This is a genomic window from Streptomyces laurentii, from assembly GCF_040635425.1.
Taxonomy (GTDB): Bacteria; Actinomycetota; Actinomycetes; order Streptomycetales; family Streptomycetaceae; genus Streptomyces; species Streptomyces laurentii.
In genome coordinates, this window is record NZ_JBEYHT010000030.1 from 1 (window position 1) to 26,431 (window position 26,431).

The 26,431-nt window shown below is 72.5% G+C and carries 23 protein-coding genes, 1 pseudogene and 1 riboswitch; of the genes and pseudogenes, 7 read left to right on the top strand and 17 right to left on the bottom strand.

The window, feature by feature from the left end; genetic code table 11:
* A partial coding sequence (locus tag ABZ693_RS19565) for a hypothetical protein (protein WP_359878619.1) occupies window positions 1-198 on the bottom strand: 198 nt, incomplete at its 3' end.
* Between the two features lie 19 nt (window positions 199-217).
* On the opposite strand from ABZ693_RS19565, the gene ABZ693_RS19570 reads away from it, so the two are divergent.
* The 3 genes and pseudogenes from ABZ693_RS19570 to ABZ693_RS19580 all read left to right on the top strand — a co-directional run bounded on the left by ABZ693_RS19570 (window position 218) and on the right by ABZ693_RS19580 (window position 1,712).
* Window positions 218-379 carry a hypothetical protein gene (locus ABZ693_RS19570; RefSeq protein WP_167346444.1) on the top strand — a complete coding sequence of 54 codons (162 nt, stop codon included), beginning with the start codon at window positions 218-220 and terminating at the stop codon, window positions 377-379.
* A gap of 81 nt (window positions 380-460) precedes the next feature.
* Window positions 461-733, top strand: a pseudogene (locus ABZ693_RS19575) (GNAT family N-acetyltransferase); the annotation flags it as partial.
* 241 nt (window positions 734-974) lie between these two features.
* Complete coding sequence (locus ABZ693_RS19580; RefSeq protein ID WP_359878622.1) at window positions 975-1,712, top strand: gamma-glutamyltransferase; 738 nt, start codon at window positions 975-977, stop codon at window positions 1,710-1,712.
* 150 nt (window positions 1,713-1,862) lie between these two features.
* Here ABZ693_RS19580 and ABZ693_RS19585 read toward each other — a convergent pair whose 3' ends face one another.
* The 8 genes from ABZ693_RS19585 to ABZ693_RS19620 all read right to left on the bottom strand — a co-directional run bounded on the left by ABZ693_RS19585 (window position 1,863) and on the right by ABZ693_RS19620 (window position 10,901).
* Window positions 1,863-2,468: a hypothetical protein gene (locus ABZ693_RS19585; RefSeq protein WP_359878624.1), complete on the bottom strand. Its 606-nt coding sequence runs from the start codon at window positions 2,466-2,468 to the stop codon at window positions 1,863-1,865.
* Between the two features lie 66 nt (window positions 2,469-2,534).
* The gene (locus tag ABZ693_RS19590; RefSeq protein WP_359878628.1) at window positions 2,535-5,468 is read right to left on the bottom strand and encodes an AfsR/SARP family transcriptional regulator; all 2,934 of its coding nucleotides are present in this window, start codon (window positions 5,466-5,468) and stop codon (window positions 2,535-2,537) included.
* A complete protein-coding gene (locus ABZ693_RS19595) occupies window positions 5,465-5,992 on the bottom strand; it encodes a hypothetical protein (protein ID WP_359878631.1) in 528 nt (175 codons plus the stop codon). Before ABZ693_RS19595 ends, ABZ693_RS19590 begins: the two co-directional genes overlap by 4 nt.
* A 76-nt stretch (window positions 5,993-6,068) precedes the next feature.
* Window positions 6,069-6,764 carry a hypothetical protein gene (locus tag ABZ693_RS19600; protein ID WP_359878634.1) on the bottom strand — a complete coding sequence of 232 codons (696 nt, stop codon included), beginning with the start codon at window positions 6,762-6,764 and terminating at the stop codon, window positions 6,069-6,071.
* 227 nt (window positions 6,765-6,991) lie between these two features.
* Window positions 6,992-7,486, bottom strand: coding sequence for a hypothetical protein (locus ABZ693_RS19605; protein ID WP_359878637.1), 495 nt, complete (start codon window positions 7,484-7,486; stop codon window positions 6,992-6,994).
* 127 nt (window positions 7,487-7,613) lie between these two features.
* Window positions 7,614-8,180, bottom strand: a complete 567-nt coding sequence (locus ABZ693_RS19610) for a hypothetical protein (RefSeq protein WP_359878639.1) — start codon at window positions 8,178-8,180, stop codon at window positions 7,614-7,616.
* Between the two features lie 3 nt (window positions 8,181-8,183).
* A complete protein-coding gene (locus tag ABZ693_RS19615) occupies window positions 8,184-10,430 on the bottom strand; it encodes a DUF6571 family protein (protein WP_359878642.1) in 2,247 nt (748 codons plus the stop codon).
* Between the two features lie 9 nt (window positions 10,431-10,439).
* Window positions 10,440-10,901 carry a hypothetical protein gene (locus ABZ693_RS19620; protein ID WP_359878644.1) on the bottom strand — a complete coding sequence of 154 codons (462 nt, stop codon included), beginning with the start codon at window positions 10,899-10,901 and terminating at the stop codon, window positions 10,440-10,442.
* 303 nt (window positions 10,902-11,204) lie between these two features.
* On the opposite strand from ABZ693_RS19620, the gene ABZ693_RS19625 reads away from it, so the two are divergent.
* Both ABZ693_RS19625 and ABZ693_RS19630 read left to right on the top strand, forming a co-directional pair.
* Window positions 11,205-12,161, top strand: coding sequence for a HAMP domain-containing sensor histidine kinase (locus tag ABZ693_RS19625; RefSeq protein ID WP_359878647.1), 957 nt, complete (start codon window positions 11,205-11,207; stop codon window positions 12,159-12,161).
* Window positions 12,158-12,811: a response regulator gene (locus ABZ693_RS19630; RefSeq protein WP_359878650.1), complete on the top strand. Its 654-nt coding sequence runs from the start codon at window positions 12,158-12,160 to the stop codon at window positions 12,809-12,811. The genes ABZ693_RS19625 and ABZ693_RS19630 overlap by 4 nt, the downstream gene beginning before the upstream one ends.
* Before the next feature lie 473 nt (window positions 12,812-13,284).
* Here the strand turns inward: ABZ693_RS19630 and ABZ693_RS19635 are convergent, their stop codons facing one another.
* From ABZ693_RS19635 to ABZ693_RS19655, 5 genes are all read right to left on the bottom strand, one after another.
* Window positions 13,285-13,782 (bottom strand): RNA polymerase sigma factor, encoded by a 498-nt coding sequence (locus ABZ693_RS19635; protein ID WP_359878653.1) that lies wholly within the window; start codon window positions 13,780-13,782, stop codon window positions 13,285-13,287.
* Window positions 13,783-13,822: 40 nt separating this feature from the next.
* Window positions 13,823-14,449, bottom strand: coding sequence for a class F sortase (locus ABZ693_RS19640; protein WP_494485953.1), 627 nt, complete (start codon window positions 14,447-14,449; stop codon window positions 13,823-13,825).
* A gap of 3 nt (window positions 14,450-14,452) precedes the next feature.
* The gene (locus ABZ693_RS19645) at window positions 14,453-14,953 is read right to left on the bottom strand and encodes a sortase-dependent protein (protein WP_359878655.1); all 501 of its coding nucleotides are present in this window, start codon (window positions 14,951-14,953) and stop codon (window positions 14,453-14,455) included.
* A 184-nt stretch (window positions 14,954-15,137) separates the two neighbouring features.
* Complete coding sequence (locus ABZ693_RS19650; protein ID WP_359878658.1) at window positions 15,138-16,142, bottom strand: helix-turn-helix domain-containing protein; 1,005 nt, start codon at window positions 16,140-16,142, stop codon at window positions 15,138-15,140.
* A 104-nt stretch (window positions 16,143-16,246) separates the two neighbouring features.
* Window positions 16,247-20,023 (bottom strand): S8 family serine peptidase, encoded by a 3,777-nt coding sequence (locus tag ABZ693_RS19655; RefSeq protein WP_359878661.1) that lies wholly within the window; start codon window positions 20,021-20,023, stop codon window positions 16,247-16,249.
* A 509-nt stretch (window positions 20,024-20,532) separates the two neighbouring features.
* Between ABZ693_RS19655 and ABZ693_RS19660 the strand changes: the two genes are divergently transcribed.
* Window positions 20,533-21,396, top strand: a complete 864-nt coding sequence (locus tag ABZ693_RS19660; protein ID WP_359878664.1) for a DMT family transporter — start codon at window positions 20,533-20,535, stop codon at window positions 21,394-21,396.
* Between the two features lie 38 nt (window positions 21,397-21,434).
* Here ABZ693_RS19660 and ABZ693_RS19665 read toward each other — a convergent pair whose 3' ends face one another.
* The 3 genes from ABZ693_RS19665 to ABZ693_RS19675 form a co-directional block, all read right to left on the bottom strand.
* Window positions 21,435-22,268, bottom strand: coding sequence for an ABC transporter ATP-binding protein (locus tag ABZ693_RS19665; RefSeq protein WP_359878667.1), 834 nt, complete (start codon window positions 22,266-22,268; stop codon window positions 21,435-21,437).
* Window positions 22,265-23,233, bottom strand: coding sequence for a FecCD family ABC transporter permease (locus ABZ693_RS19670; protein WP_359878782.1), 969 nt, complete (start codon window positions 23,231-23,233; stop codon window positions 22,265-22,267). The genes ABZ693_RS19665 and ABZ693_RS19670 overlap by 4 nt, the downstream gene beginning before the upstream one ends.
* A 143-nt stretch (window positions 23,234-23,376) precedes the next feature.
* Complete coding sequence (locus ABZ693_RS19675; RefSeq protein ID WP_359878669.1) at window positions 23,377-24,420, bottom strand: ABC transporter substrate-binding protein; 1,044 nt, start codon at window positions 24,418-24,420, stop codon at window positions 23,377-23,379.
* Window positions 24,421-24,491: 71 nt separating this feature from the next.
* Window positions 24,492-24,695: riboswitch (cobalamin riboswitch) on the bottom strand.
* A gap of 200 nt (window positions 24,696-24,895) precedes the next feature.
* On the opposite strand from ABZ693_RS19675, the gene ABZ693_RS19680 reads away from it, so the two are divergent.
* Entirely contained in the window at window positions 24,896-26,428 is a 1,533-nt protein-coding gene (locus tag ABZ693_RS19680) for an MFS transporter (RefSeq protein WP_359878785.1), read from the top strand.
* Window positions 26,429-26,431: the final 3 nt, after the last annotated feature.

Consider the following 26,431-nt stretch of genomic DNA (forward strand, 5'->3'; position numbering starts at 1 on the left):
CAGCCACGTGATCATTCTGATCGCCCGGAGCTGCCAACCGCAGCGACCGGGCGACTCGTCACGAGAGGCGAAGGTTGCCTGATGCGGCACTAGCCCGATGACAAGGCTGGCCGCGCCGCCCACCTTCCAGGAGAGGAAGCTGCGATCTTTGCCCAGGCGGACGAGCTCAACGCCCACATCGCTCGGTTCCTCGAACACTACGGGTAGGCTCGTAGGTATGGGAATTGACTGGGAGAACATACTCGGCGCAAGCGGTAACGGCCTCGACGATGCCTACGACAGCGCGGTCTCCGCGGTCATCTACAGCGATGACCCGGTGGAGGACCGTCGGCCACTCCCAGTCGGCGAAGAGCACGACGACACAGACGGCTTGCGCTGAACTGAGGAAACGCCCCGGCAAGCCGCGGCGTTTCGCCGTCAGGTCAGGGGTCAGTCAAGAGGCGGCCGAGCTCAACTCTGCGGCTCGAACGCCGCCTTCACCGAACTCGTCATCCCCGGCAACGGCACAGGTTACGGCCAGCACTACGGCACGGGGGTGCTGCCCGAGCACCGAGGTCACGGCCTCGGCCGATGGATGAAGGCCGAGTCGATCCGACAGGCCCACAGGGACTATCCGGACCTCGGTGACCTCCTGACCGACACCGCCGACAGCAACGCGCACATGCGACGGGTCAACGACGGTCTCGGCTGCACACCCACGCACACGACACACCAGTATCAGCTCGACCTTTAGCAGAGAGCGGACGGGCCGGACCGGGACATCACCCCGCCCGGCCTGTCCGTGCTTTCGATACACGCCCTAGCGGGATCCTGAGGATCCCCGGCGGGGCAGCGTGATCAACGGGCATACTCGGCTCTGTTCAAGGACCGATGCAATTGTCGAGTGCCCATTGTCGCTCCGTGCCCGTCCTGGTGAGCAAGTCCCTTCTCTGACCGCGCAGACGCAGGCGAGCAACCCGGGTGGTACGACGGCGATGCGGGTGAGGGACCACCCGGGCCGGCTGTGGCGTGACGAGGACTTCGCCGACTGGTACCCGAGCGACGGCCATCCGGGTCTGCCGCCCGCCCAACTGGCCACCGTCTGCGTGCTCCAGCTCCTGCTCGGCCTCTCGGACCGGCAGGCCGCCGACGCGGTTCGCTGCCGCATCGATTTCAAGTACGCGCTGGCCATGGAACTGGACGATCCTGGCTTCCACCACAGCGTGCCGGCCGACTTCCGCGACCGTCTCACAGAGGACGGCCGGGCCGGCCGTCTCCTCGACCTCGCGCTCCCGCGTCTGAAGGAGGCTGGTCTCGTCCGCGAGCGCACCACCCAGCGCACGGACTCCACCACCCTGGCCCCGGCCCTGCTCCTCAAGGACCGTGTACCGCACCTTGCGTTCGGCGCGATGGGCGGTGAAGGGCAGCCGCAGTCACAGGTGGCGATGGTGACCCGGATGGTCGACTTCGGCTACGACGTCCAGCAGGCGATCGAGGCCCCGCTCCGGCTGATGGGCCGTACCTGGGGAACCCCCTCACGCAACCTGACTTCGGAGGGCCGCATCGGCGACGAGATCGTCCGCGAACTGAAGCGACGCGGGCAGCCGGTCCAGCCCGTCACCGGCTGGGACGACAACACGGGTCACGCCCAAGCGATCCGCGTCGACCAACGCCACGGCTTCTACGAAGGAGGCGCGGACCCCCGCGGCGACGGAGCCGCCCTCGGCTACTGACCTCGACCGGCCTTCCCGCCGACCCCACGTCCACAGCGGATCCAGCCCAGCCCCACCCGTGGTGCGTCCTGCCCGGAGCCCCGGGCCCCGCCGGATACCGGCGCGGCGCCGGTGGGGAGGGCGCCGCGCCGGCCGGATGAGGCGAATAGGTCAGCGGTCGAAGCTGACCGAGCTGGCCTGGTCGTTCATGGCGTCGCCGACGTAGGGGACGTTGCCCCGGAAGGTCTGGCTGAAGCCGATGAAGTTGGCGTGCTGGTAGAGGGTGACGTCGCACTGGCCGGAGGCGGTGGAGCTGATCGAGTCGTTCCAGCCGTCGTACAGGTTGGCGAACTCGGGGTAGCGGAAGCCGCAGCCGAGGCTGCCCAGCAGGCTGAGCGAAGAGCCGCCGAAGTCCTTGTCGCTGTAGACGGTGCCGAGGACCCGGGACGTGGCCTGCAGGCCGGCCTCGGAGTTCTTGGTGAGCTTGAGGCCGTGTTCGCCGCGCGGACCGCTGAGGCGCTCCTGGAGCTTCTTGTCGTGCGCGGCGACCCGGGTGTCCTCGGGAGCGTCGGTGACGCGGCCCTTGGTCGCGAACGCGATGGCCTCCCGGTAGCTGGAGAAGCAGGACATGGCGCCGTTGTCGGTGTCGGCCACGCAGTGCTGCCCGGCCGTGGTGCGCGCGGACGTGGCCTCCTGGGCGACGGCGGGCGAGGCGACGGCGGCCACGGTGGCCAGGGTGCCCAGACCGAGGGCGGCGAGGGTACGAACGGGCTTCATGGAAGTTCCTCCTGAGACGGTGTGCGGGGCAGCTCTTGCTGCGTCACAGAGACTGCCGCCCCGTGTTCACCGGTCGATAAACGCCGCTGCCGCCTGCTCGTTCAGCAGCCCGCGGATCTGCTCGACGTCCTGCTCGGCCCGCAGCCCCTCGAAGAGTTCCAGGGCGGCCCTCAGACAGGCGCCGGCGCGGGCCCGCTGCCCCAGGTGGACGAGGCTGCGGCCGAGCGTCCGGAGCAGTCCGCCCTCCAGCATCGCGCTGACCTTGCGGGCCAGCGGAAGGAACGTCTCGGCGGTCCGTGCCGCGAGCGCGTACCGCTCCTCTTCGGCGTGGAGTTCGGCGATCAGGTTGCCGGACGCGGCCTCGAAGGAGGAGACGTTCAGGGCGCGGAAGAGGGGCAGGGCGGCCTCGGCCCGGTGCAGGGCCTCGTCCGGGTCCCCGCACAGGCGCAATACCCGGGCCAGGTAGTACAGGCCGATGGCCTTGGATACCGATTCCCGGCCGCCGAGCAGTTCCACCCCGCGCTCGGCCGCCTCCCTGGCCTCGGAAAGCCTGTCCTGCCGGGCGTAGTTGAAGGCCAGTTCGCCCAGCGCGGTGCCCTCGGCGGTCGCCGCGCCCAGCCTCCGGAAGAACCGCACCGATTCCTCCCCGTGGGCGATCGCCTCGTCGAAGCGCCCGCGCACCCGGGCGTGGGCGCACAGGGTGAGGTGTGCCGAGGCCCGCAGCCGCAGGTCGGCGTCCGGGGCGCACAGTTCCAGGCTGCGGTGGAGTTCGGCTTCGGCCTCGGAGAAGGAGTTGGCGTGCCACAGGGCGTTGCCGCGGACGTAACGGGCCAGGGCCTCGGACGGCCGGTCGCCCCGGCGGGCGGCGACCTCGGCGACGTGCCGGGCCTGTTCCGCCACCGCCGTGAGGTGGGTGATGCCGGAGAGCACGGTGTTGAGCCGGTCGACGAGATCGGCGGCCTGGGGCAGCGGCAGGCCGTCGTCGACACACGCACGGGCGATCAACGCCCCCTGCAGGGCGGTCTCCTCGCGCATCCAGTCGGTGGCCTCCTGGGCGGTGGCGAAGGACAGCCCCGGGGAAGCCGGTGCGATATCGATGAGCGTACGCTCGTCCGGCTCGGCGGAGTGCGCGACCGCGTCGGCGGTGCGAGCGGTGGCAAGGCAGAAGTCCAGCAGGCCGGCGAGGGCCCGGGTCGTCGTGCCGGGAGAGTCCTGACGGGCGCTCTGGACCCGCGCGAAGGCACGGACGAGGTCGTGGAACTGGTAGCGGCCCAGGTGGTGCGACTCCAGCAGATTGAGTTCGACAAGGGATTCCAGGAGCTCCTCGGCCTCGTCGGTACCGATCCCCAGCAGGGCGGCCGCGCTCGGCAGGGCGAGATCGGGGATCTCCGGGACGGACAACAGCCTGAAGGCGCCGGCCTGTTCGGGAGTGAGGGTGGTGTACGAGAGCTCGAAGGCGGCGTCCACCGCGGCGTCGCCGGTGCGTAGTTCGTCGAGGCGTCCGCGTTCGTCCGCGAGCCGCCGGACCATGTCCGAGAGCGGCCGGCCGGGTTCGGCCGCCAGGCGGGAGGCGACGATCCGCAGGGCGAGCGGCAGGTGTCCGCAGGCCGCCACGAGCGCGACGGCCGCCTCCGGTTCGGCGTCCACGGCGCGATCGCCGACGGTCTGCCGCAGCAGGCCGAGGGCTTCCTCGGGCGGCATGACGTCCAGCCGCAGATGGTGCGCCCCGGCCAGGCCGGGGAGCCATGCGCGGCTGGTGACCAGGACGGCGCAGTCGGCGGCCCCGGGGATCAGCGGTCTGAGCTGTTCGCTGGAGGCCGCGTTGTCCAGCAGCAGGAGCATCCGGCGGTCGGCCAGCAGGGTGCGGTAGAGCGCGACACGTTCGTCGGCGTCCTCGGGGACGTCCTCGTCGGCGATACCCAACTCCCGTAGGAAGCCCTCCAGTACGCGGTGGGGCTCCAGGGGTTCGGCGTCGGCGCCGCGCAGATCCACGTACAGACGCCCCTCGGGGAAGGCGGCCCCGCCGAGCCCTTGGGCGGCCTGCACGGCGAGCGCGGTCTTCCCGACGCCTGCCATGCCGTTGACCGCCGAGACGACGACGGCCGTGGCGTCCGGCCTGGTCAGCATCGCGGTGAGCGCACGGAGCTGCTCGTCGCGCCCGGTGAAGCCGGGGACGGGGGAGGGGAAGGCGCCGCCGGAACCCGGCGTCCGGGGCCCGGGGCCGGTGGTGTCGGGACGCCGCAGGCCGGGATCGGAGCGCAGGATCCGCAGGTGCAGCGCGGTCAGTTCGGCACCGGGCGCGGTGCCCAAATAGCGCCGGGTGTCCTCCAGGACGCCCAGCGCCTCGGCCTGGCGGCCGGAGCGGAACAGCGCCAGCATCTGTACCGCGCGCAGCGGCTCGCTGGCCGGGAACTCCATGACCCAGACGCCCGCTTCAGCGGCGAGGTCGGGCCGGTCGCCCAGTTCGGCGTCGAGGCCGAGCCGGGCCTCCAGCAGGGACCGCCGTACCCGCTGAAGGTGTACGCGCAGGCTCCGGGCGTGGGGCCCGTGCAGCCCGGCCAGCGGCTCGCCCGTCCACAGGTCCAGCGCCCCCGCGAGGACGTCCCGGGCCTGCTCGGCGGTGCCGCCGGCGGTCCGGATCTCCTCGGCCCGCGCCTGGGCGCGTTCGAAGGCCCAGAGGTCCACGGCACCGGCGGGGGCGCGCAGCGCGTAGCCGTCTCCGACGGTGACGAGTGCCGGCTCGGTGGTGTGCCGGGCCAGGGCCCGGCGCAGCCGCCACACATGGGTACGGACCGCGTGCTCCGCACGGGCCGGCCGGTCACCCTCGTCCCACACGGCGTCCACGAGCAGCGGCAGCGACACCGCCCGCCCGGCCGCGGCCAGCAGCACCGCGAGCACTTCGTGCGAGCGGGGCTGTCCGAGGTCGACCGGGGCGCCGTCGCACCAGGCCCGCACCGGGCCGAGCAGGGCGAATCTCAGTCCCGAGGCGGGGGCGTTCACCGGCCGGAGACGCCGCAGGGGAACTGAAGGCCGTAGGACGACGACCAGAGCGGGACGAGGTAGGGGGCCTCGCTGTCGGACCCCGACAGGATGTTCATGACGCCGTCGGAACGGAGGGCGAGTTTCGTCCACGGCATGTGCGGGCAGTCCCTGTCACCGGTCCGGCTCTGCCAGAGCGCGCCACCGTCCGGGGCGGTGACGACGAGGTTGCCGTCGGTGCGCAGCTCGGCCTTGTTGCCCTCGCCGGTGGTCCCGGAGTGCCAACGTAGCTGCTGGTCGGTGCCGTTGGCGCCGACGGTATAGAGGGCGAGGTCGCCGTCCCGCTGCATGACCAGGCGGGCGTTGCCGGAGGAGAGGGTCGCGCCGGAGGCCAGGGCGCCGCCGTTGACGAGGGTGTCGGAGGCCGTGGCGGGGGTGACGGGTGTGGTGGCGTGGGCCGTGCCATGGACGGCCGGCAACCCTGCGGCCGCCAGGAGGGCGGCGGCGGCGCGGGTGGCGATCGAGCGGTTCGTTCTCGGTGACATCGTGAGACCTTTCGGGTGGGGTGGTCCGTCCTGTGCGGACCGGTCTCGACTGTCGAGGACACCACTGCATAAACGATCAACGACCCATAAACGGATAATCGAGGCGAGCGCGTGACGGGGCAGTAGCTCGGGAGCTCCACTGGGTGGAGTACTCGATGTGGATCTCGCGGGCGTTGCCGAGGATGCCGGCGTTCGCGTGCAGCGAGGTGCAGAAGTGCGAGTAGCCGGGGTGCGCGAGGGTGTGGCCCGGGCCCTCGCGGGCGACCTCGAGGAAGAGGCGCGCGGTATCCCGGAACACCCTCGCGCTGCCGGTCATGAACAGCGTCTCGGCATGGAGATGCTGGTGAAAAAGGTCGCGATTCTCCCGGTAGTGGCAGGCCTCGTAGTCGATCACGGCAGGATCGGCGTGCTCTGCCTCGGGCAGGCTCACGGTCTGGGGACGGCCGGGGCCGAGGCGGCCGCGGACCTCTTTCCAGCGGGAGGGGGCGAACTGGAGTGAATGGTGCAGGAGTACGAGGTCCAGGCGGAGGCCGACGGCGTCCGGGGCCTCCGGGTGATGGGCTCGCAGGGGCAGGTGAATCAGCGAGCAGGGCGAGCGCGCGGCGAGCATCCACAGTCCGGCGATGCCGCGGGCGGCGTCCTGGTCGACGTAGGCCCCCACGTAACGGTCGTGGTCGATGAGGGCCGCGTGGTGCAGGGGCCGGGCAGGCCGGATGACGCGGAACTCGGTGGCTCCCAAGCGGGCCTGATGGATGACGACGGGCAGCTTCACCTGTGCTCCGGTGGGGTGCGGGGCCGGCTTCCCGGGCGCGGGCGGCCGCGCTTCACGACGACGGTGCCGTCGATACCGAGGGTCCCCTGCGAGTGCGGTTCGGTGAGCCGACTGCCGTACCCCTCCAGGGCATCGCCCCTGGAGGGCCGATCATGCATCGCACCGGATCATCCCGGCAACGTGAATATGCCGGGACAGGAGCACCCGGCGCGGCGCGGCGCGGCACGTCAGGGGCAGGGGCCCTCGGTGGAGGTCGCGGTGGAGAGGTAGAAGGCGGGCATGTCCGGGTCGGAGGGCGGCGGGTTCTCGGCCTGGGGGAAGAGCGGGTCGGGCCGCGTGTCCAGGGTGAGCGTGACGCGGACGCAGTATGCCGTCTCGGTGTCCTTGGTGCTGACGGTGTACCCGCCGCTCTCTTCCTTCTCCGTGTCGACGCCGTGCCCGGGGCCGATGCCGCTCTTCCGGATCGCCTCCGCGATCAGGGAGCCGTGGTCGTCGTCCAGGCTGGTGTAGTGCTGTGTGCCGTCCAGGTCCGCGACGCCCTTGCGGACGGCGTCGCGGAGTTCGCCCTCGCTCCACGTCGACTCGGCGCGCAGACCGAACAGCACGCCGCCCGCGACGAGCAGCGCGAGGACGATGAGTGCGCGACCGACCGGGTTGTTGACGTTGTAGACGTACCGGTTGGTACCCCACTTGCTCCGGACGAAGACCGGCTCCTCGCTCACTGCTTCGCCCTCGCACTTCGGTCAAGGCGGACCGGGAACCTGCGGCACGGTGCGGTCGTCATGGCGTAACTCCAACCTCGCGGATATTCCTACCTGATGATGCGTCGGGACACCTCGACGCGCTTGTTCACCCGCATCCCGCGATGCGTGCGAGGTTCGTGGCCGCCTCCCGCACGATGGCCGTGTTGTTGCGGATCGCCGTGTCGCGGTCGACGAGCTTCTTCTCCGGCTCCTGGGCGGGGACGATGAGCGTCACCATGATGTACGGGGCGGTCGAGCCCATGCGGGCGGCGCAGCCGGCGGGCAGGGTGGCGCTCGCTTCCTCGGGGATCGCCCAGCCGGTGGCTCCGGGGCCGAGGGGGACGGCGTTCTTCCGGGGGCCGGGGTCGTTCCGGGAGTCCTCGACGATCAGGTTGAAGATCCCTCGCGGGGAGTCGTTGCCGGGGTCGGCGCGCTTCACGCCGCACCCCTTGAACACCGTCAAGCCGCCCTGGCCCTTGGACTCCCACTCCTCCGCGCTGACCTCGCCCCCCTTCCCGTCGTCGATCAGCTCCGCCGTCTGCCGGCTGAGCGCGCCGTGGCACAGGGTCCGCGGCAGTGGCGGCTTCTCCTCCTCAGGCCAGAGGCTCACCGTCAGGACGGCCAGCCCGGCGGCGCCGAGCACGACGGTCAGCGGCAGCCACTTCTTGTCCATCGGTCACTGCCCCATCGACTTGTCCGCGTCCTGCATGCCGTTCTGGTACCACTGCTCGGTGATCGACTGGAGGTGGTCCTCGTACTCGCCGGGGCTCGCGTCCAGCTCGGCCTCCGTGAGCCCGCGTTCCAGCGCCGCCTTGCGCAGCGTCTCGTATATCTGCGTCTGGCCCTGGTCGTAATGCTTGATCATGTTCTCGCGGGTCTCGGCGTCGACCTTGGCGTTGCTGTCGTTCACGGAGCCGCTCAGACCCCAGTCCACGATCCGCTGGACCCCGTCGCCCACGATCGGGATGGGAGTCAGCAGTCCGCCGACGACGTGGTAATTCACCATCTTGTTCCAGTTGTTGGCGTCCTTCTCCGCCTGGCCCAGGTCGTAGATGACGTCGCCGCGTACGCCGTCGAGGTGGCCGAACACCGACGCGGACTGCTTGACCCAGGCCCGCAGCTCCGGGTCCTCCTTGCGGAAGGACTCCTCCGGGAAGCGCGCGAGTCCCTCGCCCATGACCACGGACTGCGAACCGTGGATGGCCTTGAAGGCGTTCGGGTCCTCGGCCGTGGAGCGGATGATCCGGGTGAGGTCGCCCCGGTCGATCTCCAGCTGGTTGAAGTCGGTGGGCCCGTCCATCTTCTTGCCGAGGATCTGGTGTACGTCGGAGCCGTAGTCGGCGATCATGTCGGCCATCGGCAGCCGCATGGAGACGGGCACGGCGCTCGGGTCCGTCCTGAGTTCCTTCGTGTACTCGCCCATCATCCGCTCGAAGATCGCGGTCTCGGCGCCGTCGTGGTGAGCGGGCACCGGGTGCAGGGGGGAGCCGGGGACGCGGCCGGTGGCGGCGGCCTCGAGCGCGAGCCCGAACTCGGCCCGGGCCGAGGTGTACTGGGTCTCGGTCGGCATCTTGCTCTCGACGTCGCCGCCGGGCCACTTCCGGTCGTCCAGGAAGTACTTCAGGTTGTCGGTGGTGTTCGGGTCGAAGTAGTGGGTGGAGGCGGAAGGGTTGCGGCTCATGGCGTTCAGCAGGCCCTTCATCGGGTCCTCCTGCGTGCCCTGCCAGTTCTTCATGGGGCCGTCGTAGGCCTTGTCGTTGCCCGACTCCCAGTCGCGGATGGTGTCGGCGACCTCCGTGAGGAAGGCCTCGCTGTACACCGGGTCGCCCTCGTCCTTCTTCCAGGGCGAGGACTTCTCCTTGGGGTCCTTGTTCGGGTCGTAGACCTCGTCGCTGTCGAAGTCCGCGGCCATCAGCTTGGTCAGCGCGCTCAGCCCCGCCGCCCCGCCGCCCAGCTTCCCCGGGTGCCGGTCCGGCAGTCCGTTGCCGTCGCGGGCCACGGTGAGGAGGCGGTCGGTCCAGGCGGAGGGGACGCCGCTGGGGGAGCCGATGGGGGAGTCGGGGCCGGTGGCGGTGGCGAGGCTGCCGGACAGTGCCTTGTAGAGGCGGGCGTCGGTCGCGGACAACTGACCGTCGCGCCCGCCGTGTTCCAGACTGGAGGCCAGGAGGAGTACGGCCTCCTGTTCCTTGCGGCCGTTGTAGTCCAGGTGCGTCATCAGCTCGGCGGAGAACGCCGGCGAGTCCTGGCCCTCCTCGACCAGCTTCAGAAGCCGCTCGCGCTCCTGGTCGTCGAGGTGCTCCCAGCGGCCGTAGAGCTTGGCCGCCTCACGGCCGTTCTCCGCCTGCTGCCGCTCCTCCTCGCGCAGCTTCTTCGCGTCGGCGACGCCCCCGAGGTCGGTGCTGCCGAAGTCGTTCGGGTGGTTCTCGATCAGCGCGCGCAGACCCCAGGCGCACAGTTCGTCCGCCTCGGCGGCCCGCTTGAGGATGCCCTCGATCTTGCCGCGCAGCGCGTCGAACTGCGCCTCGGTGGCGATCGGTTCGGTGCTGTCGGCCGAGCGGCGGTCCGGGTGGACCCGGTGACTGAGCACGCCGTCGGGGTAGATGGTGATGCCCGGCGGAGGGTTCTCGTACGTCGCCTTGAGGTCGCCCTGCGCGGACTTGATCAGGGTGTACGCGTCCTGGAGCAGGTCGCGGACGGACTCGGCCTCGGTGACGGCGTCGCCGAACTCCTTCGTCGTCTTGGCGACGAATTCCTTGGTCACCGTGGCGTTCTCGCCCCGCCAGGTCGACTTGTCCGCCTTCGTCTTCATCGCCGACGCCTCGGTCCTGAGGGCGGTCAGCTTGGTGATCATCTCGGTCCACTGGGTGACCGCGGTCTCCGCCGGACCCAGCTTGGCGTTCAGGAGCTGTTCGAACGTGGGCACGGTGGCTCCTTAGCGGAAGAGCTGGCTGATCCGGGACGCGGGCACGGCGCCCTCGGCACCGGGGGCGACCGGGCCGATGATGCGCAGCTGCGCGCCGATCCAGTCGTCGTCGGCCTTCGCGGACTTCTTCGTGTAGTTCAGGTGGTTGGAGATGTGCGCGCATGCCTGAAGGAGGGTCTTGACCTGGGTCTCCCAGGTCTTGTTCACCTCGCCGAGGGCGGCGCCGGCGTCGAAGCCGTCGCCCTTCAGGCTGCCGGCCGCGGTCTCGCTGGCCGCGCCGGCGTGCTTTCCGCCGGACTGGAGCCCGTTGAACAACCCGTACGCGGCGTGGCCGATGTCACCGAGGTCGTCGTCCTCGACCACGTAGTCCGCCGAACCCTTGGCCGGCGTGGAGCCACCCGTACTGTCGGCCTGGTTCAGCCTCATCGCGACGGCCGCCTTCGCCGCGGCCCACTCGTCCTCGAACGACATCGTCCACACCCCCGTGTTTCGTGATGGCCGGAATCGACCCGCGGATCTCGCTCTCAGGGCGGTCAGCGGGCCGGCCAGGAGTAATCGATCATACGAACGGGTTCTCCGCGGGCGGGTGTCCTTATGCCTTTTTCGTGCGGGAAAAGCCCAGTTCGGCGACGGGTGCCGGGGTGAAAGATGGGTGGCAGCATGTATGGAAGCGTCGATCGCGGTCGACGAGGCTTGCTCCGACGGTGGTGTTTCCGACCGAGGGCGGCCACAGCCGCACCGAAGGAACCAGCCAGCGCGAGGAGGATAAGGGGCGTGCCGCTCTTCTGGCGGATGTTCCTGTTGAACGCCGTCGTCCTCGTCCTCGCGACCGGACTGCTGATGGGACCGTGGGTGACGGTGTCCAGCCCGGTCCTGCCCCGCGAGGCGCTCGTGCTGTGCGGCGGCCTGGTCGCGCTGCTCGTGGCCAACGCCCTGCTGTTCCGCGCCGGTCTCGCTCCGCTGCGGCGGCTGACCAAGGCGATGGCCGAGGCGAATTTGTCGAAGCCGGGACAGCGCGCCCGCGTCACCGGACACGGCGAACTGGCGGAGCTCACGGAGACCTTCAACGTCATGCTCGAACGGCTGGAGGCGGAGCGGGCGGCGAGCAGCGGCCGTGCGCTGTCGGCGCAGGAGGCCGAGCGCCGGCGCGTCGCCCGCGAGCTGCACGACGAGGTCGGCCAGACCCTCACCGCCGTCATCCTGCAGTTCAAGACCCTCGCCGACCGCGCGCCGGCCCCGCTGCGCGAGGACGTCGTCACCGCGCAGGAGACCGTGCGCGACAGTCTGGACGAGGTACGGCGTATCGCCCGCAGGCTCCGGCCGGGGGTCCTGGAGGACCTCGGTCTGCTCAGCGCGCTGAGGGCGCTCACGACGGAGTTCTCCACGCCGGGCGTCACCGTGAGCCACCGGCTGGACGGCTCGCTGCCCTCGCTCGGCGCGGAGACCGAACTCGTGCTCTACCGCGTGGCCCAGGAAGCGATGACCAACGCCGCCCGGCACGCGGGCGCGAGCAGGATCGACCTCGCGCTGCGGTCCGTCGAGCCTCGCATCGTGGAGCTGGTGGTCGGTGACGACGGCCGCGGTCTGCGCGGTACGGAGGAGGGAGCCGGGATCCAGGGCATGCGCGAACGCGCTCTCCGCCTCGGCGCGGCGCTCACCCTCACGTCCGACGACGCCGAGGGCACGACCCTACGTCTGCGGGTGCCGCTGCCGACCGAGGGAGCCGCGTGAACCCGCCCGTACGCATCCTGCTGGCCGACGACCACACCCTCGTACGGCGCGGCGTACGTCTCGTCCTCGAGTCGGAGCCGGACCTGGCCGTGGTGGGCGAGGCCGACGACGGCGCCCACGCGATCGAGCTGGCCCGCACCGTCGACGCCGATCTCGCCGTCCTCGACATCACGATGCCGCGGATGACGGGCCTCCAGGCCGCCCGCGCCCTGACCCGGCAGCGGCCGGGCCTGAAGATCCTCTTCCTGACGATGCACGACAGCGAGCAGTACTTCTTCGAGGCACTGAAGCTCGGGGCCTGCGGATACGTCCTGAAGTCGGTGGCCGACCGGGATCTGGTGGACGCGTGCCGCGCGGCGATGCGCGACGAGCCGTTCCTCTATCCCGGTACGGAAACCGCGCTGATCCGGCACTACGTGGAGCGGGTCCGCCGCGGGGAGGCACCGCCGCGCAAGCCGATCACCGAGCGCGAGGAGGAGATCGTCAAACTCGTCGCCGAGGGCCGCTCCACCAAGGAGATCGCCGAGCTCCTGTTCATCAGCGCGAAGACCGTCGACCGCCATCGGGCGAACGTGCTGCAGAAGCTCGGCATGCGCGACCGGGTCGAGCTGACCCGGTACGCCATCAGGACCGGGCTGATCGAGCCCTGAGGCCCGCGACGCCGGGGTCGGGTGTGGACCGTGGTGATCGAGGCGTGGCCTCCGGGGCGCTTCTCCTGCCGTTCGCACCGTTCGTACCGTCCGCCCCGTCTCTGGCGGTCCTTCCGGACCTGGTGACGTCGGCCGCCGACGGGGTCGGGGTGAGGGAAGGGGGCACCGGGGACGGCCGGGGCGTGCCCGGCGTGCGGGGCGGGGGTGAGGGGGGAGCGGTGCTGGAAGGGGCCGGGGCCAGCGGCATCACGGGGGCCGGGCGGACCGACTCCGCCGAGGGCCACAGCACGGCGACGGCGACGGCGGCGGTGACGGCCACGGCGGCGCCTCCCGCGGCCGCCGCGCGCCGGCGGCGCCATGCCGCGCGGCGGCGGACATGTGCGAAGGTCCCGGGCGGCGGGGTCAGCACGACGAGCGGCGGGCGCAGCAGGGCCTTCAGCTCCTCGTCGTGGCTCTCGTCCCCGTCCCACGGCTCAATGGGCGTGATCAACAAGTCCTCCGAGTCTGGCGCGCAGGAGTTCTCGGGCCGCGTGCAGGTCAGATTTGACCGTTCCTTCTCTTCGCCCCGTGAGCAGGGCGACCTCCCGGACCGGCAAGTCAGCGTAGTAGTACAGGAGAACCGGGATCCGCAGGCGTTCGGGCAGCGACTGCACCAGCAGCCGCACCGGGACCGACGACTCGGCCCCCGGGTCCCGGGCGGCCAGGGACGCCTCCGTGGCGACATGCCGCATCGCCCGGCGTTCGCGTTCCAGCTTGCGCCAGTGGTCGCGTACCAGGTTGGCGGCCGTCACGTAGAGGAACCCGCGGGGCTCGTCGACGCTGGTCCAGCGGGACCACAGGCGCGTGAACGCCTCGGACGCGATCTCGCAGGCGGTGCCGTCGTCGTCGACCAGACGACGGCACCACCCGGCGAGACCGGGATAGAGGTCGGCGAACAGCGCGGACGCTGCTCGGTCCTTGGATCGGCTCAACTCTCCCCAGAGTTCTCGAAGTCGGCGCGGGTGACGGGGTTCAGCGCGGGGCGCCGGAGGTGCCGGAGAGGGACGCGAAGACCACCACGTTGCCCAGATAGCCGTGGTCGGTCCGCGTGCCGCCGCAGGTGATCAGGCGCAACTCCGGGCGGTCGACATCCCCGTAGACCTCCCCGGTCGGGAACCGCTCCTTGGCGACCTCCTTCACCTTGTCCACGGTGAAGACGGCCGAGGTGCCGCCCCGCAGGGCGACGACGATCCGCGCCCCCGGCCGGAGCCGGGACAAGTTCCGGAACACGCCGTCCCCGTAGCGCCCGACGGTCACATGACCGAGCAGGACGGAGGGGCCCACGCGTCCCGGGACGGGGGAGTCGCGGTACCACCCGGCCGGGTCGTCCGCCTGGACCGGCGGGACCTGGACGGTCCCGTCGGCGGCGAGACCCAGGGACATCACCGGGGTGTCCACCCCGATGTCCGGGATCTCCAGGCGTACCGGCCCCGACCGTGTGGCCGGATCCGGTACGGCCCGCTCTCCGGCGGGCGAGGCGGGGGCGGCGGGCGCCACGGCGGTTCCGGACGCCTCCGGCGCCGGAACCCGCTCACAGCCGGCCGTCAGTGTGACCGCGGTCAGCGTCGCCACCAGCGTGGCGGTCCATGGCGCCCGCACCGGTCAGCCCTGGCCCTGGTGCCTGCGGCGGAGCACCAGGGTGCCGGCGCCCACCAGCAGCGCGGTCGCGCCGAGCGCCGCGCCGGTCACGGCCGCGGTCGAGACCGGGGCCGTGTCGGAGTCGCCGGCCGACGCCATCGGCGGTACGCCGGTGTCCGGGGCTCCCGAGGGGACGACCCGGACCTGCCCCGGGGTCTTGCCCGCCGGAGCGGGGGTCGCGGTCGGCGTCGTCGTGCCCGAGCCCGCCCTTGTCACGGCCGGCGCGGGAGCCGGCCGCAGGGTCGGTGCCGCGGTGCCGGAACCCCCGCGCTTGACCGCCGGAGCGGGGGCCGCGGTGGGCGCCTTGGCGTCCGAACCGCCGCTCTCGGCCACCGGAGCGGGGGCCGCCGTCGAGACCGCCGGGCCGGAGCCCCTGCTGTCGGCCATCGCGGTGCCGGTGCCCGCCGCGGCCGCGGCCAGTGCCGCGGCGCAGACGAACGCGGCCATGGAAGCGCGTATGCGCATGTGGAGTCTCCCCTTGACAGGCCGTCCGTCCCCGGTGAGAGGGCGACGGGCGGCTTCGCGTGTGGAATCGGCGGGAGAGACGACGGAGCACCGGCCCCGGTTGTAAAGAGAAGGCAAAGTCATGAGGGGGCCGCGAAGGCGGGGTTCCGGGCGGGGGGCCTCGGCCCCGGTCACACGGCTCGGCTCACAGCCATCCGCGGCGCGCCGCCTGCCAGGCGAGCTGCATACGGGTCGCCGCCCCGGCACGTTCCATCATGCTCTGGATGCGGCGCTGCACGGTCCGGCGGCTCAGCTGCATCTGGGACGCGATCGCCTTGTCGGCGACCCCCGCCACCAGCAGGGACAGCAATGTGCTGTCGGTGGGCGCCAGTCCGCCGGGTGCCCCGGCCGCGTCGAGGGCGGAGATCTCGCCGGTGTCGTCGAGGCGCAAGGGGACGGCGCTTTCCCAGTACCGGTCGAACAGCGCCACCAGCGCCTCCAGCAGATTGCTGTCCCTGACCAGCGCCGTGGTGGGTTCCTCCGGGCTGCCGTGCGGGCCGCCGGCGACCAGCGGGAAGATGGCGACGCTACGGTCCGCGATGGCGAGGCGCAGCGGCAGACGGGGCGCGGCGCGGGCGTTCTCACCGGCCCGTACGCCCGCCACCACGTTGTCGACGGCCCCTTCGTCGTCGAAGAACGCCTGTTCGTACACCACGCGGTAGCGGACCCCGCGGGCCAGTGCCTCGTATTCCTCGGTGTTGCTGCCCGACGGCATCGCCACGTACTGGGCCTTGCAGAACCAGAGCATCTCGTCCCGCGCGCAGTTCTGGAGCCGCCGGAGGTTCTGGCGCAGCGCCTCCGCCCCGGTGACCACTTCCAGCAGCTGGCCGGCGTCGTGCCGGCGCATCGTGTCGCGGTACGTGTCGATCAGCCGGGCCGCCTCGCGCTGAGCCAGGTCGAGCGCGTCGGCGCTCCGTTTCAGCCGGGGCAGCAGCGCCACGTCCGGGGGAGCCGCCTGGTAGAGCCGGGGCGGACCGTCCGACGGGTTGACGAGGCTCTTCGCGGCGAGCGCGTCCAGGGCGTGCCGGGTCCGCGCGTCCGTGAGGCCGCATTGCCGGGCGAGGTCCGTCGCGCCCGCCCGCCCGGACGCCACGAGCAGTGCGTAGACCGCCTCCTCGTCAGCGGACAGGCCGGCGAGCTCCAGTACCACGAATGCCCCCTCGCACCCCGCGCTTCGAACGGCTGAGTACCGTACTACACACAGGAGTACGGGGGATGAACGGCCAAGCCGCCCATCCCCCGCGGGAGCGCTGGTCAGCGCAGTGCGTAGGCGCGCCGCACGGTCTGGCGGACGGCGTTCCCGTCGGCGTCGGAGGCCGTGACGCGCAGCGTCACCCAGGCACCCTTCGCCGGCCGGCTGTCGACCTTGGCCCGGAAGGAGTCGGGGCCGAGGCCGGTCGTCTTCGCCGCGGACCAGGTGCGCCCGTCGTCGAAGGACGTCTCGACCCGGACGGTCACGCCGCGCGGCGCGGGCAGTCCGTCCTGGGCGCGGACCCGGAGACCGAGGGTGTGCGTGCCCGCGCCGCGCAGGGTGTTGCGGGCGTCGACGGGGACGTCGTAGTCGAGCTGGAGCAGCGGCAGCGGCAGCGGCGCGGCGGCGTCCGTCCGGCCCGACGCGAAGGACCAGGAGGTCGTGGTGGCCGTACCGGTCCGCCACTCCTCCGCGTCGCGGGCGGTGGCCATGTCCAGCCGGTAGGCGGCCCGTTCGGGCCCGACCTCCACGTCCCGCCAGGCGTCGCGCAGATCGCCGAGCTTCTTGCCGTCGCGGTACAGGACGGCGCTCACCGAGTCGCCGGCCCACTCCCGGGAGGTGCTCCCGGCCCCGATGTCGCCCTCCACGGAGGCCCAGGCCCAGTGCCCGGCCTGGGAGTCCGTGAACTCGGGGATCCGCAGCCGCAGCACGTTCCCGTCGCGCACGGTCGGGGTGGCGGTGCCGGCCGGGATGGACGGCCGGACGACCGCTCCCGCCCAGGTCTCCGCCGGCTGCGTGCCGGGCCGGTAGGTCCGCGGCCTGTCCCGCATGCCGAGGCCGAGCGTGCCGTCCATGTCGAACGTCGGCCGGTAGTGCACCAGGTGCTGCCAGGTGGTGTCGCCGGAGCTGACGTACTCGGTCCGGGCGGCTCCGAGCGGCACGAGCCGGGTGTACTGGAGCCAGGCCGTCTTGAAGTACGGCCGCCAGCCGAAGCGCTGCTCGGCCGCCCAGCCCTGGCCCGTACCGCCGTTGTCCGCGTACGTGCTCTTGATCACCGCGCTGTTGCGGTCGGAGACGGTGTGGACGACGCGCGAGGGGATCTGCCCCGAGGACACCTGCATCACGTCGTACATGTAGGGGCTGCGGGGCGCGCCCGAGAACGTCACGGGGGTCGAGCCCTTGCTCATCCGGGCGAGCAGTCGCGCTCCCGGGCCCGCGCCGATGCGGATCGTGGGCAGGGCCAGACGCTCGCCCTGCGGGGTCCAGCGGGTCCAGCCGGACGGGTCCGGGTGGACGAGGACCACGGCGCGGACGCCGGCGGCGGCGGCCCGCTCGACGAGCTCGTCCTCGCTCGCCCCCTCCGGGTTGTCCACGACGGCGAGCCGGCCGCGGGCGTGCCGGAAGTCGGGAGCCGAGGCGTCACCGGCGTCGACCGCGGTCAGGGTGGCCCCCCGGTCGGGGAAGAACGGCGACCGCGGCATGTAGAAGGGGTTCAGGTCGAGATCGGGGCCCGGCACCCGAGCCCGCAGCATCGGGGCGACGAGCTGCCAGCGGGAGGAGAACTCGAAGGAGCCCTCGGTGACCTTGGCGGTCGGGCTCACGTACAGCCGCTTGGCGATGTCGAAGTACATCGTGCCCTGCGTCATCTCGCGGCCGTCGAGCTCCCGGTGGGTCTGGAAGCTCAGGATGCCGCGCTGCTCCGCGGGCCGGGGCGTGCGGATCTCCACCGGGACGGTGGTACGGGCGTCCAGGGTGACGGTCGTGTCCTTGGTGACCTTCACTTCCGGCAGGACGACCTGGCGCAGCTCCTGGCCGTCGTCCGAGTTGTCGATCCAGCCGTTCTCCAGCTGGTAGACGCCTTCCTCGACCTCGGTCTCGACGGACGAGGGGTTGGTGTAGCCGGCGAAGCCGTCGGGGCCCCAGATGCTCGGGTAGCCGTCGGCGGGCTTGCCGTCCTTGTCGTACATCTTCACGGTGAGCCGGTGCGTGGGCCCGCGGACGACGAGACCGAGGGTGGTGTGCACGGTGGTTCGCCCGTCGGCGGACGCGGCGGTGACGTAGCCGTAGTACTTGCCCCGTCCGGCCCGCGACGGATCGACGGTCAGCGGGACCTCCACCGTCGCTCCGGCCGGCACGCGCACCGACTCGGCGCCGAGCCGCACCGAACCCTCGGCGGGTGCCCGGCCGCCGTCCGTGGCCAGCTTGACGGAGAGCGCGAGCGTGACGTCCTGGTCGGACGAGTTGGCGTACCGGATCCGGGACGCGGTGGCGTCCGTGGCGGTGGTGGCGTCGGACTCGAACGGGCCGAGGGCGAGGGTGCCCGTGGCGGTGACCGGCCCCAGGGCCGCGGCGCGGACGTCGATCCGGCCGCCGCCCTCCTCCGTCACCTTCTGGCCGGGGACCGTGACGGCGGTGCTGACCAGCGCGTCCTTGAGCCGGGCGCCGTCCCAGTCGGGGTGGCGCTGGGCGAGCAGCGCGGCGGCGCCCGCCACGTGCGGGGTCGCCATGGACGTACCGGAGGCGGCGACGTAGTCCGCGTCCACCGGGGTGCCCATGGTGGTCCCGGCCGCGCGGGCCGCCACGATGTCGACGCCCGGCGCCGTCACGTCCGGCTTGACGGCGTCGTCCCCGTAGCGCGGACCACGGCTGGAGAACGAGGCGAGCGCGTCCTTCCGGTCGACGGCGCCGACCGTCAGCGCGGCGTCCGCCGCACCGGGGGAGCCGACGGTGCCGGCGCCCTGCTCGCCCGCGTTGCCGGCCGCCACGACGAACAGGGTGCCGGTGCTGCGGCTGATCTCGTTCAGCGCCTGGCTCATGGGATCGGTGCCGTCGGAGGAACCTTCGCTTCCGAGGCTCATGTTGACGACCTTGGCGCCCTGCGCCGCGGCCCACTCCATGCCGGCGATCGCCGACGACTCGCTGCCGTAGCCGTCGTCGCCGAGGACCTTCCCGACCAGCAGCCGCGCCCCGGGCGCGACGCCCTTGCGGCTGCCCCCGGACGCGGCACCGCTGCCGCCGACGATGGAGGCGACATGGGTGCCGTGCCCGTAGACGTCGCCGGTGCCGGAACTGCCGGAGAAGTCCTTGGCCTCGACGATCCGGCCCGCCAGGTCGGGGTGGTTCCCGTCCGCGCCGGTGTCCAGGACGGCGACCTTGACCCCGTCGCCCTGGGAACCGGTCTGCCAGACGGCCGGGGCGCCGATCTGGGCCGTGCTGCGGTCGAGGGACGCGCGGATCCGCTGGTCCAGCCACACCCGGGGCGTGGCGGCGACGTCGGCCTTCTTCAACTGGCCGCCGACGGGCAGCAGTTGCTTCCAGAACCGGCCGAGGTCCGCCTCGTCCACCCGCACCGCCCGCGCGCCGATGCTGTCGAGCCCGCGGACGGACGTGCCCTCGGCGGCCAGTCCCTGGAGCGCCGACGGCGTCGCCCGCCCGCCGGACTCCACGATGAGCGGCAGGGCGTCCGTGTGCGCCGTGTCGTACTTCTGGGCGATGAGCGCCGTCACGTCGAAGAGCCGGCGGTCCAGGCGTCCGGTCGACACCAGGGCGCCCGCGTCGGACGGGAGCACCGTCACATGGCCGTCCTGTTCGTACGTCCGGAAGACGACGCCCCGGCGCCCGTCCCCCGGAGTGACGGAGGCGGTCTGCCGCCCGCCCCCGGCCGGGGTGACGGTCACGCGGTCGCCGGTGATCAGCCGCACCGTCGTCGAGTTGTCGGCGGGCGGGTTCGCGCGGGCGTCCGGGGAGGGGCCGCTCGCGCCGGCGGGCAGGGGTGCCACGGCACCCACGGCCAGCGCGAATCCCGCGGATATCGCCGCCCAGAGGCGGATCCGTCTCATCAGTACTGCCTTCCTTGCTCAGGGGCGTGTGCTGGTGGAGCTGGTCGAGCGGTTCCTGCTGGTGGTGCTGGTCGTGCCGGCTGTGCTGGTGACGCGCTGGAAAGAATCGGCCGACTGGAGGCGGGATGTCACTCGATCCGGGTGGCGCGGATGGGACATGTCGCAACGGCGACATGTCGCTTTGGAGCGGCAGATTCCGCGGGTGTCCTCAACTCGCCTGCGAATGCGGCGTGTTGGCGATCAGGCTCGGGGCGGGGGGTGTGTCGTACGCCGACGGGCGGTACGGACCAGGCGACGGGACGGCGGTACGGACCAGGCGGCGGGGCGGCCTCGGCCGGCGGGCGCCCGTATGGCCGTCGGCCGGCCCGGCGCCGCCGGTGAAGCACCCGTGCGGACCAGTGTCCCGTGCGGGGGCGCGTACCGGATGTGAGCATGTAGTCCCACCGTGCCCCCGGACCCGGGGCGGGTGGGCCGGCCCCGGCCCGAGGCGTCCGCGGAGGTGACCGCCCGTGCTCGTGCTGAGCGTCCTGGCCGCCCTCCTCGGCGCGATGAGCAACGCCGTCGGCACCGTGCTCCAGCGCAAGGCCGCGCTCAACGTCCCCGCGAGCCACGCCCTCAAGCCCCGCCTGTTCGCCGACCTGGCGCGGCAGCCGGTGTGGGTGGCCGGCATCGGGGCCGTCGCGGGAGCGGCGGCGTTCCAGGCGCTCGCCCTGGCCACCGGCCCGCTCGCCCTGGTCCAGCCGGTCTTCATCCTGGAGCTGCCGTTCGCCCTGATGATCGGCTCGTACGTGCTCCGGCGGCGCCTGCCGACGGCGGACTGGCGGGCGATCGGGTACATCGTCGTCGGACTGGCGGTGGTCCTGGTCGCCGCTCATCCGCACGGTGGGAACGCCCAGGCTCCGATGGCGCTGTGGGTCCCCGCGATCGTCCTGGGCCTCGGTCTGATCGCGGGCCTGGTGGCCGTCGCCCGCCGCCTCCCGCCCGGCGCGGGCCGGGCCGCCTGCCTGGGTACGGGCTCGGCCGTGGCGAACGCGCTCACCGCGGCCCTCATGAAATCGGCGGCCCGCACCTTCGCCGACCACGGGGCGGTCGCCTTCCTGACCGTCTGGCAGACCTACGGATTCGTCCTGTGCGGCGTCCTGGCGATCGTCCTGCTGGAGAACGCCCTGCAAGCGGGCCCCATCACGGCCTCCCAGCCCGCGCTGACACTCGGAGACGCCCTCGTCAGCCTCCTCCTCGGTGTCGTGCTCTACAAGGAGGAGATCGGCGACGGCTGGTGGCTGCTGCCGATGGGGGCGGGCCTCGTCCTCATCGTGCTGGGCACGGTGCGGCTGTCCCGGGTCGCGTCACTGACCCGCATCCTGCCGTCGTGACCCGGGCCGGCGGAAGCCGCCGTCAGGCGCGTCCTGTCTCAGCAAAGCCGGCGCGCGGCTCCATGAGGCAGGTCGGCGGGGCCGAGGAAACGGATGTGGGGGCGGTCGGTCCCGGTGGGGCGGGTGATGTGGGCGCGGACGCCGTAGACGTCCGCGAGGAGTTCTTCGGTGAGGACCTCGTCCACCGGGCCCGCGGCCGCCACCCGGCCTTCGCGCAGGACCACGACGTGGTCGCAGTACATCGCCGCGAGGTTGAGGTCGTGCAGGGCCATGACGCAGGTGAGGCGGAGGCCCGAGACCAGGGTCATGAGGTCGAGCTGGTGCTGGATGTCGAGGTGGTTCGTCGGTTCGTCCAGGAGGAGTTCGCGCGGTTCCTGGGCGAGGGCGCGGGCGATCTGGACGCGCTGGCGTTCGCCGCCGGAGAGGGTGCGCCAGGTGCGGTGGGCCCGGTCGGCCAGTCCGGTGCGGACGAGGGCGGACCGTACGGCCTCCTCGTCCGCGGCCGTCGTCGGCGACCATGCCCGGCGGTGCGGGATGCGGCCGAGGCGTACGGCGTCGGCCACCGTCAGATCGACCTGGGTGCCGGCGTGCTGCTCGACGACGGCGACGCGCCGGGCGAGCGCGCGGCGCGGTACGGAGCCCAGCGGGTCGCCGTCCAGGGTCACCACCCCGGCGTCCGGCGCGAGGACGCCGGAGAGGACGCGCAGGAGGGTGGACTTCCCCGAACCGTTCGGGCCCAGCAGACCGGTGAGCGTGCCGGGGCGCGGTGCGAGCGTCACGCCGTCCAGGACGAGCGCGCCGCCCGCCGTACGGGAGACGTGTGCGGCGCGGAGCCCCGTACCGCCGTCGGGTACGGGCGGTGTGCCGGTCATCGCGTCCTCCTCGTGCGGTACAGGACGAGGACGAACGCGGGGACACCGATGAGCGATGTCACCACGCCGACCGGCACTTCCTGCGGGTCGAGGACCGTACGGGCCAGGGTGTCGGTCCAGACGAGGAAGACCGCCCCGGCCAGGGCGGTCAGCGGCAGCAGCCGGGCGTGCCCCGGGCCGACGAGGGCACGGACCGCGTGCGGCAGGACCAGGCCGACGAAGCCGATCGCGCCGGCGGCCGAGACCAGGACCGCGGTCAGCAGGGCGGTGACCGAGAGGAGGACCAGCCGGGTCCGCGCCACCGGCACGCCGAGCGCCGCCGCCGCGTCCTCGCCGAACGCGAAGGCGTCCAGGGTCCGGGCGTGTCCGCCGCAGACCAGCAGCGCGCCGGCGAGGACGGCCGCGCACACCCCGACGTCGGACCAGTCGGCGCCGCTGAGCGAGCCGAGCAGCCAGAACAGGACGCCCCGGGTGGTCTCGGCGTCGGCGGCGGTCATCACCACGAACGAGGTCAGCGCGGAGAAGAGCTGCATCGCCGCGACCCCCGCCAGGACGACACGGTCTGTCGAACCCCCCAGCGTGTGACTGAGCAGCAGGACCAGGGCGAAGGAACAGAGCGCGCCCAGGAAGGCGCCTCCGGTGACGGAGACCAGACCCCCGCCCACGCCGAGGACCACGACCGCGACCGCGCCGGCCGATGCGCCCGAGGACACCCCGAGGACGAACGGGTCGGCCAGCGGATTGCGCAGCAGCGACTGCATCACCGCGCCGCACACCGCCAGCCCGGCACCGCACACGGCCGCGAGGAGGGTACGGGGCAGCCGCAGCTCCCAGACGATGCCGTCCCGGATCGGGCTCAGGCCGGACGGGCTTCCGCCCAGATGGGAGGCGACCACGGACCAGGCGTCCGGGACGCGGATGTCGGCCGGGCCGATCGTGAGGGCGAGGGCGACCGAGGCGCACAGGAGGAGGACCCCGGCGGCCCCGGCGAGCGGGGGAAGCGCCCGGGACGTACGGGGGGCACGGGGCGTACGGGGGGCACGGGGCGTACGGAGGGTACGGGGTGTGGCGGGGCTCGCCTCGGCCGCCGTGTCCGGGCCGGTCCGGGTCACTTCGCGAGCCCGTACGTCCGCAGCGCCGCGGCCACCTTCTCGATGCCCTCGACGGTGCGGATCGTGGGGTTCATGGCCTGGCCGCTGAGGATCACGTACCGCTTCTTCCGTACCGCCGTCATGTTCCGGGTGACGGGATGCGACTCCAGGAACTCGATCTTCTTCGCGGCGCTCTCGGCCGACTGCGCCTTGCGGGTCAGATCGGCGATCACCAGCACGTCGGGGTCGCGGTCGGCGACGGTCTCCCAGTTGATCTGCGGCCACTCCTCCTTGGTGTCGTCGAAGACGTTCTTCACCCCGAGCGTCCCGCTGACGATCCCCGGCGCGCCGCAGCAGCCGGCCATGTACGGCCCCTGGGAGTCGGAGAACCAGTACAGGACGGACGCGTCGCCGAAGTCGGCGCCGGCCTTGGCCTCGTCGACCCGGGCGCGGAGTTCCCCGACGAGCTTCTCGCCGCGCTCCGGGACGTCGAACACCCGGGCCAGGTCGCGGATCTCGCCGTACACCGTGTCCATGGTCAGCGGCCGGGTGCGGATGCCGTCGCCGTCGCCGCTGTTGTCCTTGCCGACGCAGTCGGTGGGGGAGAGGTACGTGGGCACGCCGAGCCGCGCGAACCGCTCCCGGGGCGCCACACCGCCCTTGCCCAGGGTGTAGAGGAAGGAGGCGCTGACGAAGTCGGGTTCGGCGTCGAGGACCTTCTCGAACGACGGGTAGCGGTCGGCGAGCCGGGGAACCTTCGCGTTCGCCTTCTCCAGCCCCTTGAGGACCGGGTCCGTCCAGGTGGCGGTGCCCACCATGCGGTCGGCGAGCCCGAGCGAGAGCAGGATCTCGGCCGACCCCTGGTCGAGGGCGACGGCCCGGCTGGGTGCGCGCTCGATCTGCACGCGCTGCCCGCAGTCGTCGAGACGGACGGGGTATCCGGCGGCCGTCTCCTTCGTCTCGGCGGAAGCGGCCGGGCCTCCGCCGGTGCCGCAGCCGGCCACGAGAACGGCACCGGCCACGAGCAGGGCGGCGGAACGGACGGGGTGTGCGAGGGGCACGGAAGGAGTCCTCTGCGTCACGGCTCATGCGCGGAGCCTGTCGTACGGTGCTCCCCGGGCGGCGGCGGGTGCCGCCACTCGGGCCGCCAGCAGGTTTTCGGACTCGGGGTCGTCCGGACGGAGCGCCTTCCCAGGCCCCATGGGGCCCAGTGGCCGATGCTCCGCCCGTCACCCTCACCGCTGCGCGTCAGTTCCGGATTCCCACCGGATTCCCTGACCCGTGCACATACCGTGTCGATACGTACAGAGGTGCGACTGGCCCGGGCAAGTTACCACAGGCGGATCTTGGCCCGGCCGGCCGGCCGGAGCGAGGCCCGTCCGCCCCTCCCTCCAGCCCGCCGTCACCCGCCATCGTCCAGGCCGAAGCTTTACCTCGGGCCTTCTGGGAATCCCGGGTGAATGGTTATTCACTTGATACGGTGAATCATTATTCACCTCGCATCCCGTCCTGCCTCTGGAGTGCCCTGTGGCCCCGATAGCCGTCCCGCCGGACCCAGCCGCCACCCCCGACGGGCCCACGGGCCGGCCCGGAGTGCGGGAGCGGGCCACGGTCCCGGTACTGGCCTTCGGCGGCATCCTCATGGCCGTCATGCAGACGGTCGTCGTTCCGCTGCTGCCCGATCTGCCCCGGCTGACCGGCGCCTCGGCGGGCGCCGTCTCCTGGATGGTGACCGCCACGCTGCTGGCCGGCGCCGTGCTCACCCCGGTGCTCGGACGCGCCGGCGACATGTACGGAAAGAGGCGCGTCCTGCTGGCCGCGCTCGGGCTGATGACCCTGGGCTCGGTGCTCTGCGCGCTCTCGTCCGACATCGGCGTACTCATCGCGGCCCGCGCGCTGCAGGGCGCCGCGGCCGCCGTCGTCCCGTTGTCGATCAGCATCCTGCGCGACGAACTGCCGCCCGAGCGGACCGGATCCGCGGTCGCGCTCATGAGCTCCACCGTCGGCATCGGCGCGGCGCTCGGCCTGCCGCTCGCCGCGCTCGTCATCCAGTACGCCAGCTGGCACACCATGTTCTGGGCGACCAGCGGCCTCGGCGCGGCCGGCTTCCTGCTCGCCTGGTGGGCGGTCCGCGAGTCGCCCGTCCGCGCCCCCGGCCGCTTCGACGTCGTCGGCGCGCTGGGCCTGGCCGCCGGACTGGTCACCCTGCTCCTCGGCGTATCGCAAGGCGGTCAGTGGGGGTGGGGAAGCCCGCGCGTCATCGGCCTGTTCGTGGCCTGCGTGGTGATCCTGGGACTGTGGTGCGTCCAGCAGCTGCGCGTCGAGCGGCCCCTGGTCGACCTGCGCCTGGCGGCCCGCCCGCGCGTCGCGCTGCCCCACGTCGCCGCGCTGCTGGTCGGCTTCGGCTTCTACGCCAACTCCCTGGTGACGGCCCAGCTCGTCCAGGCGCCCGAGGCCACCGGCTACGGGCTCGGCCTGTCCATCGTCGGCAGCGGCCTGTGCCTGCTGCCCGGCGGCCTGACCATGCTGCTGTTCTCCCCGCTGTCGGCCCGTATCTCGGCGTCCCGCGGCCCGCGCGTCACCCTCGCCCTGGGCGCCGCCGTCCTCGCCGTCGGCTACGCCGTGCGCATCGCGGACAGCCGCGACCTGTGGATGGTCATCGTGGGCGCGTCGATCGTCGCCACCGGTACCTCCCTCGCCTACTCGGCGCTGCCCACCCTGATCCTGGGCGCCGTGCCGGCCGGGCAGACCGCGTCCGCGAACGGCGTCAACGTCCTGATGCGCACCATCGGCCAGGCCGTGTGCAGCGCCGCCGTCGCCGCGATCCTGGTCCACCACACGAGCCCCGTCGGCGGCATCCCGCTGCCCACGCTCCACGGCTATCTGCTGGCGTTCGCGATGGCGGGTACGGTCGCCCTGGTGGCCTGTGCCGCCGCCCTCGCCATCCCCAGGGACCGCGCCCCCGGCGGCGGCCTCCGGACCCGGACCCGGACCCGGACCCGGACCCGGACCCGGGCCCGCGGCCGTGCGGACGCGGCCGTACGCGACGAGGCGCTGGAAGGAGCATGACCC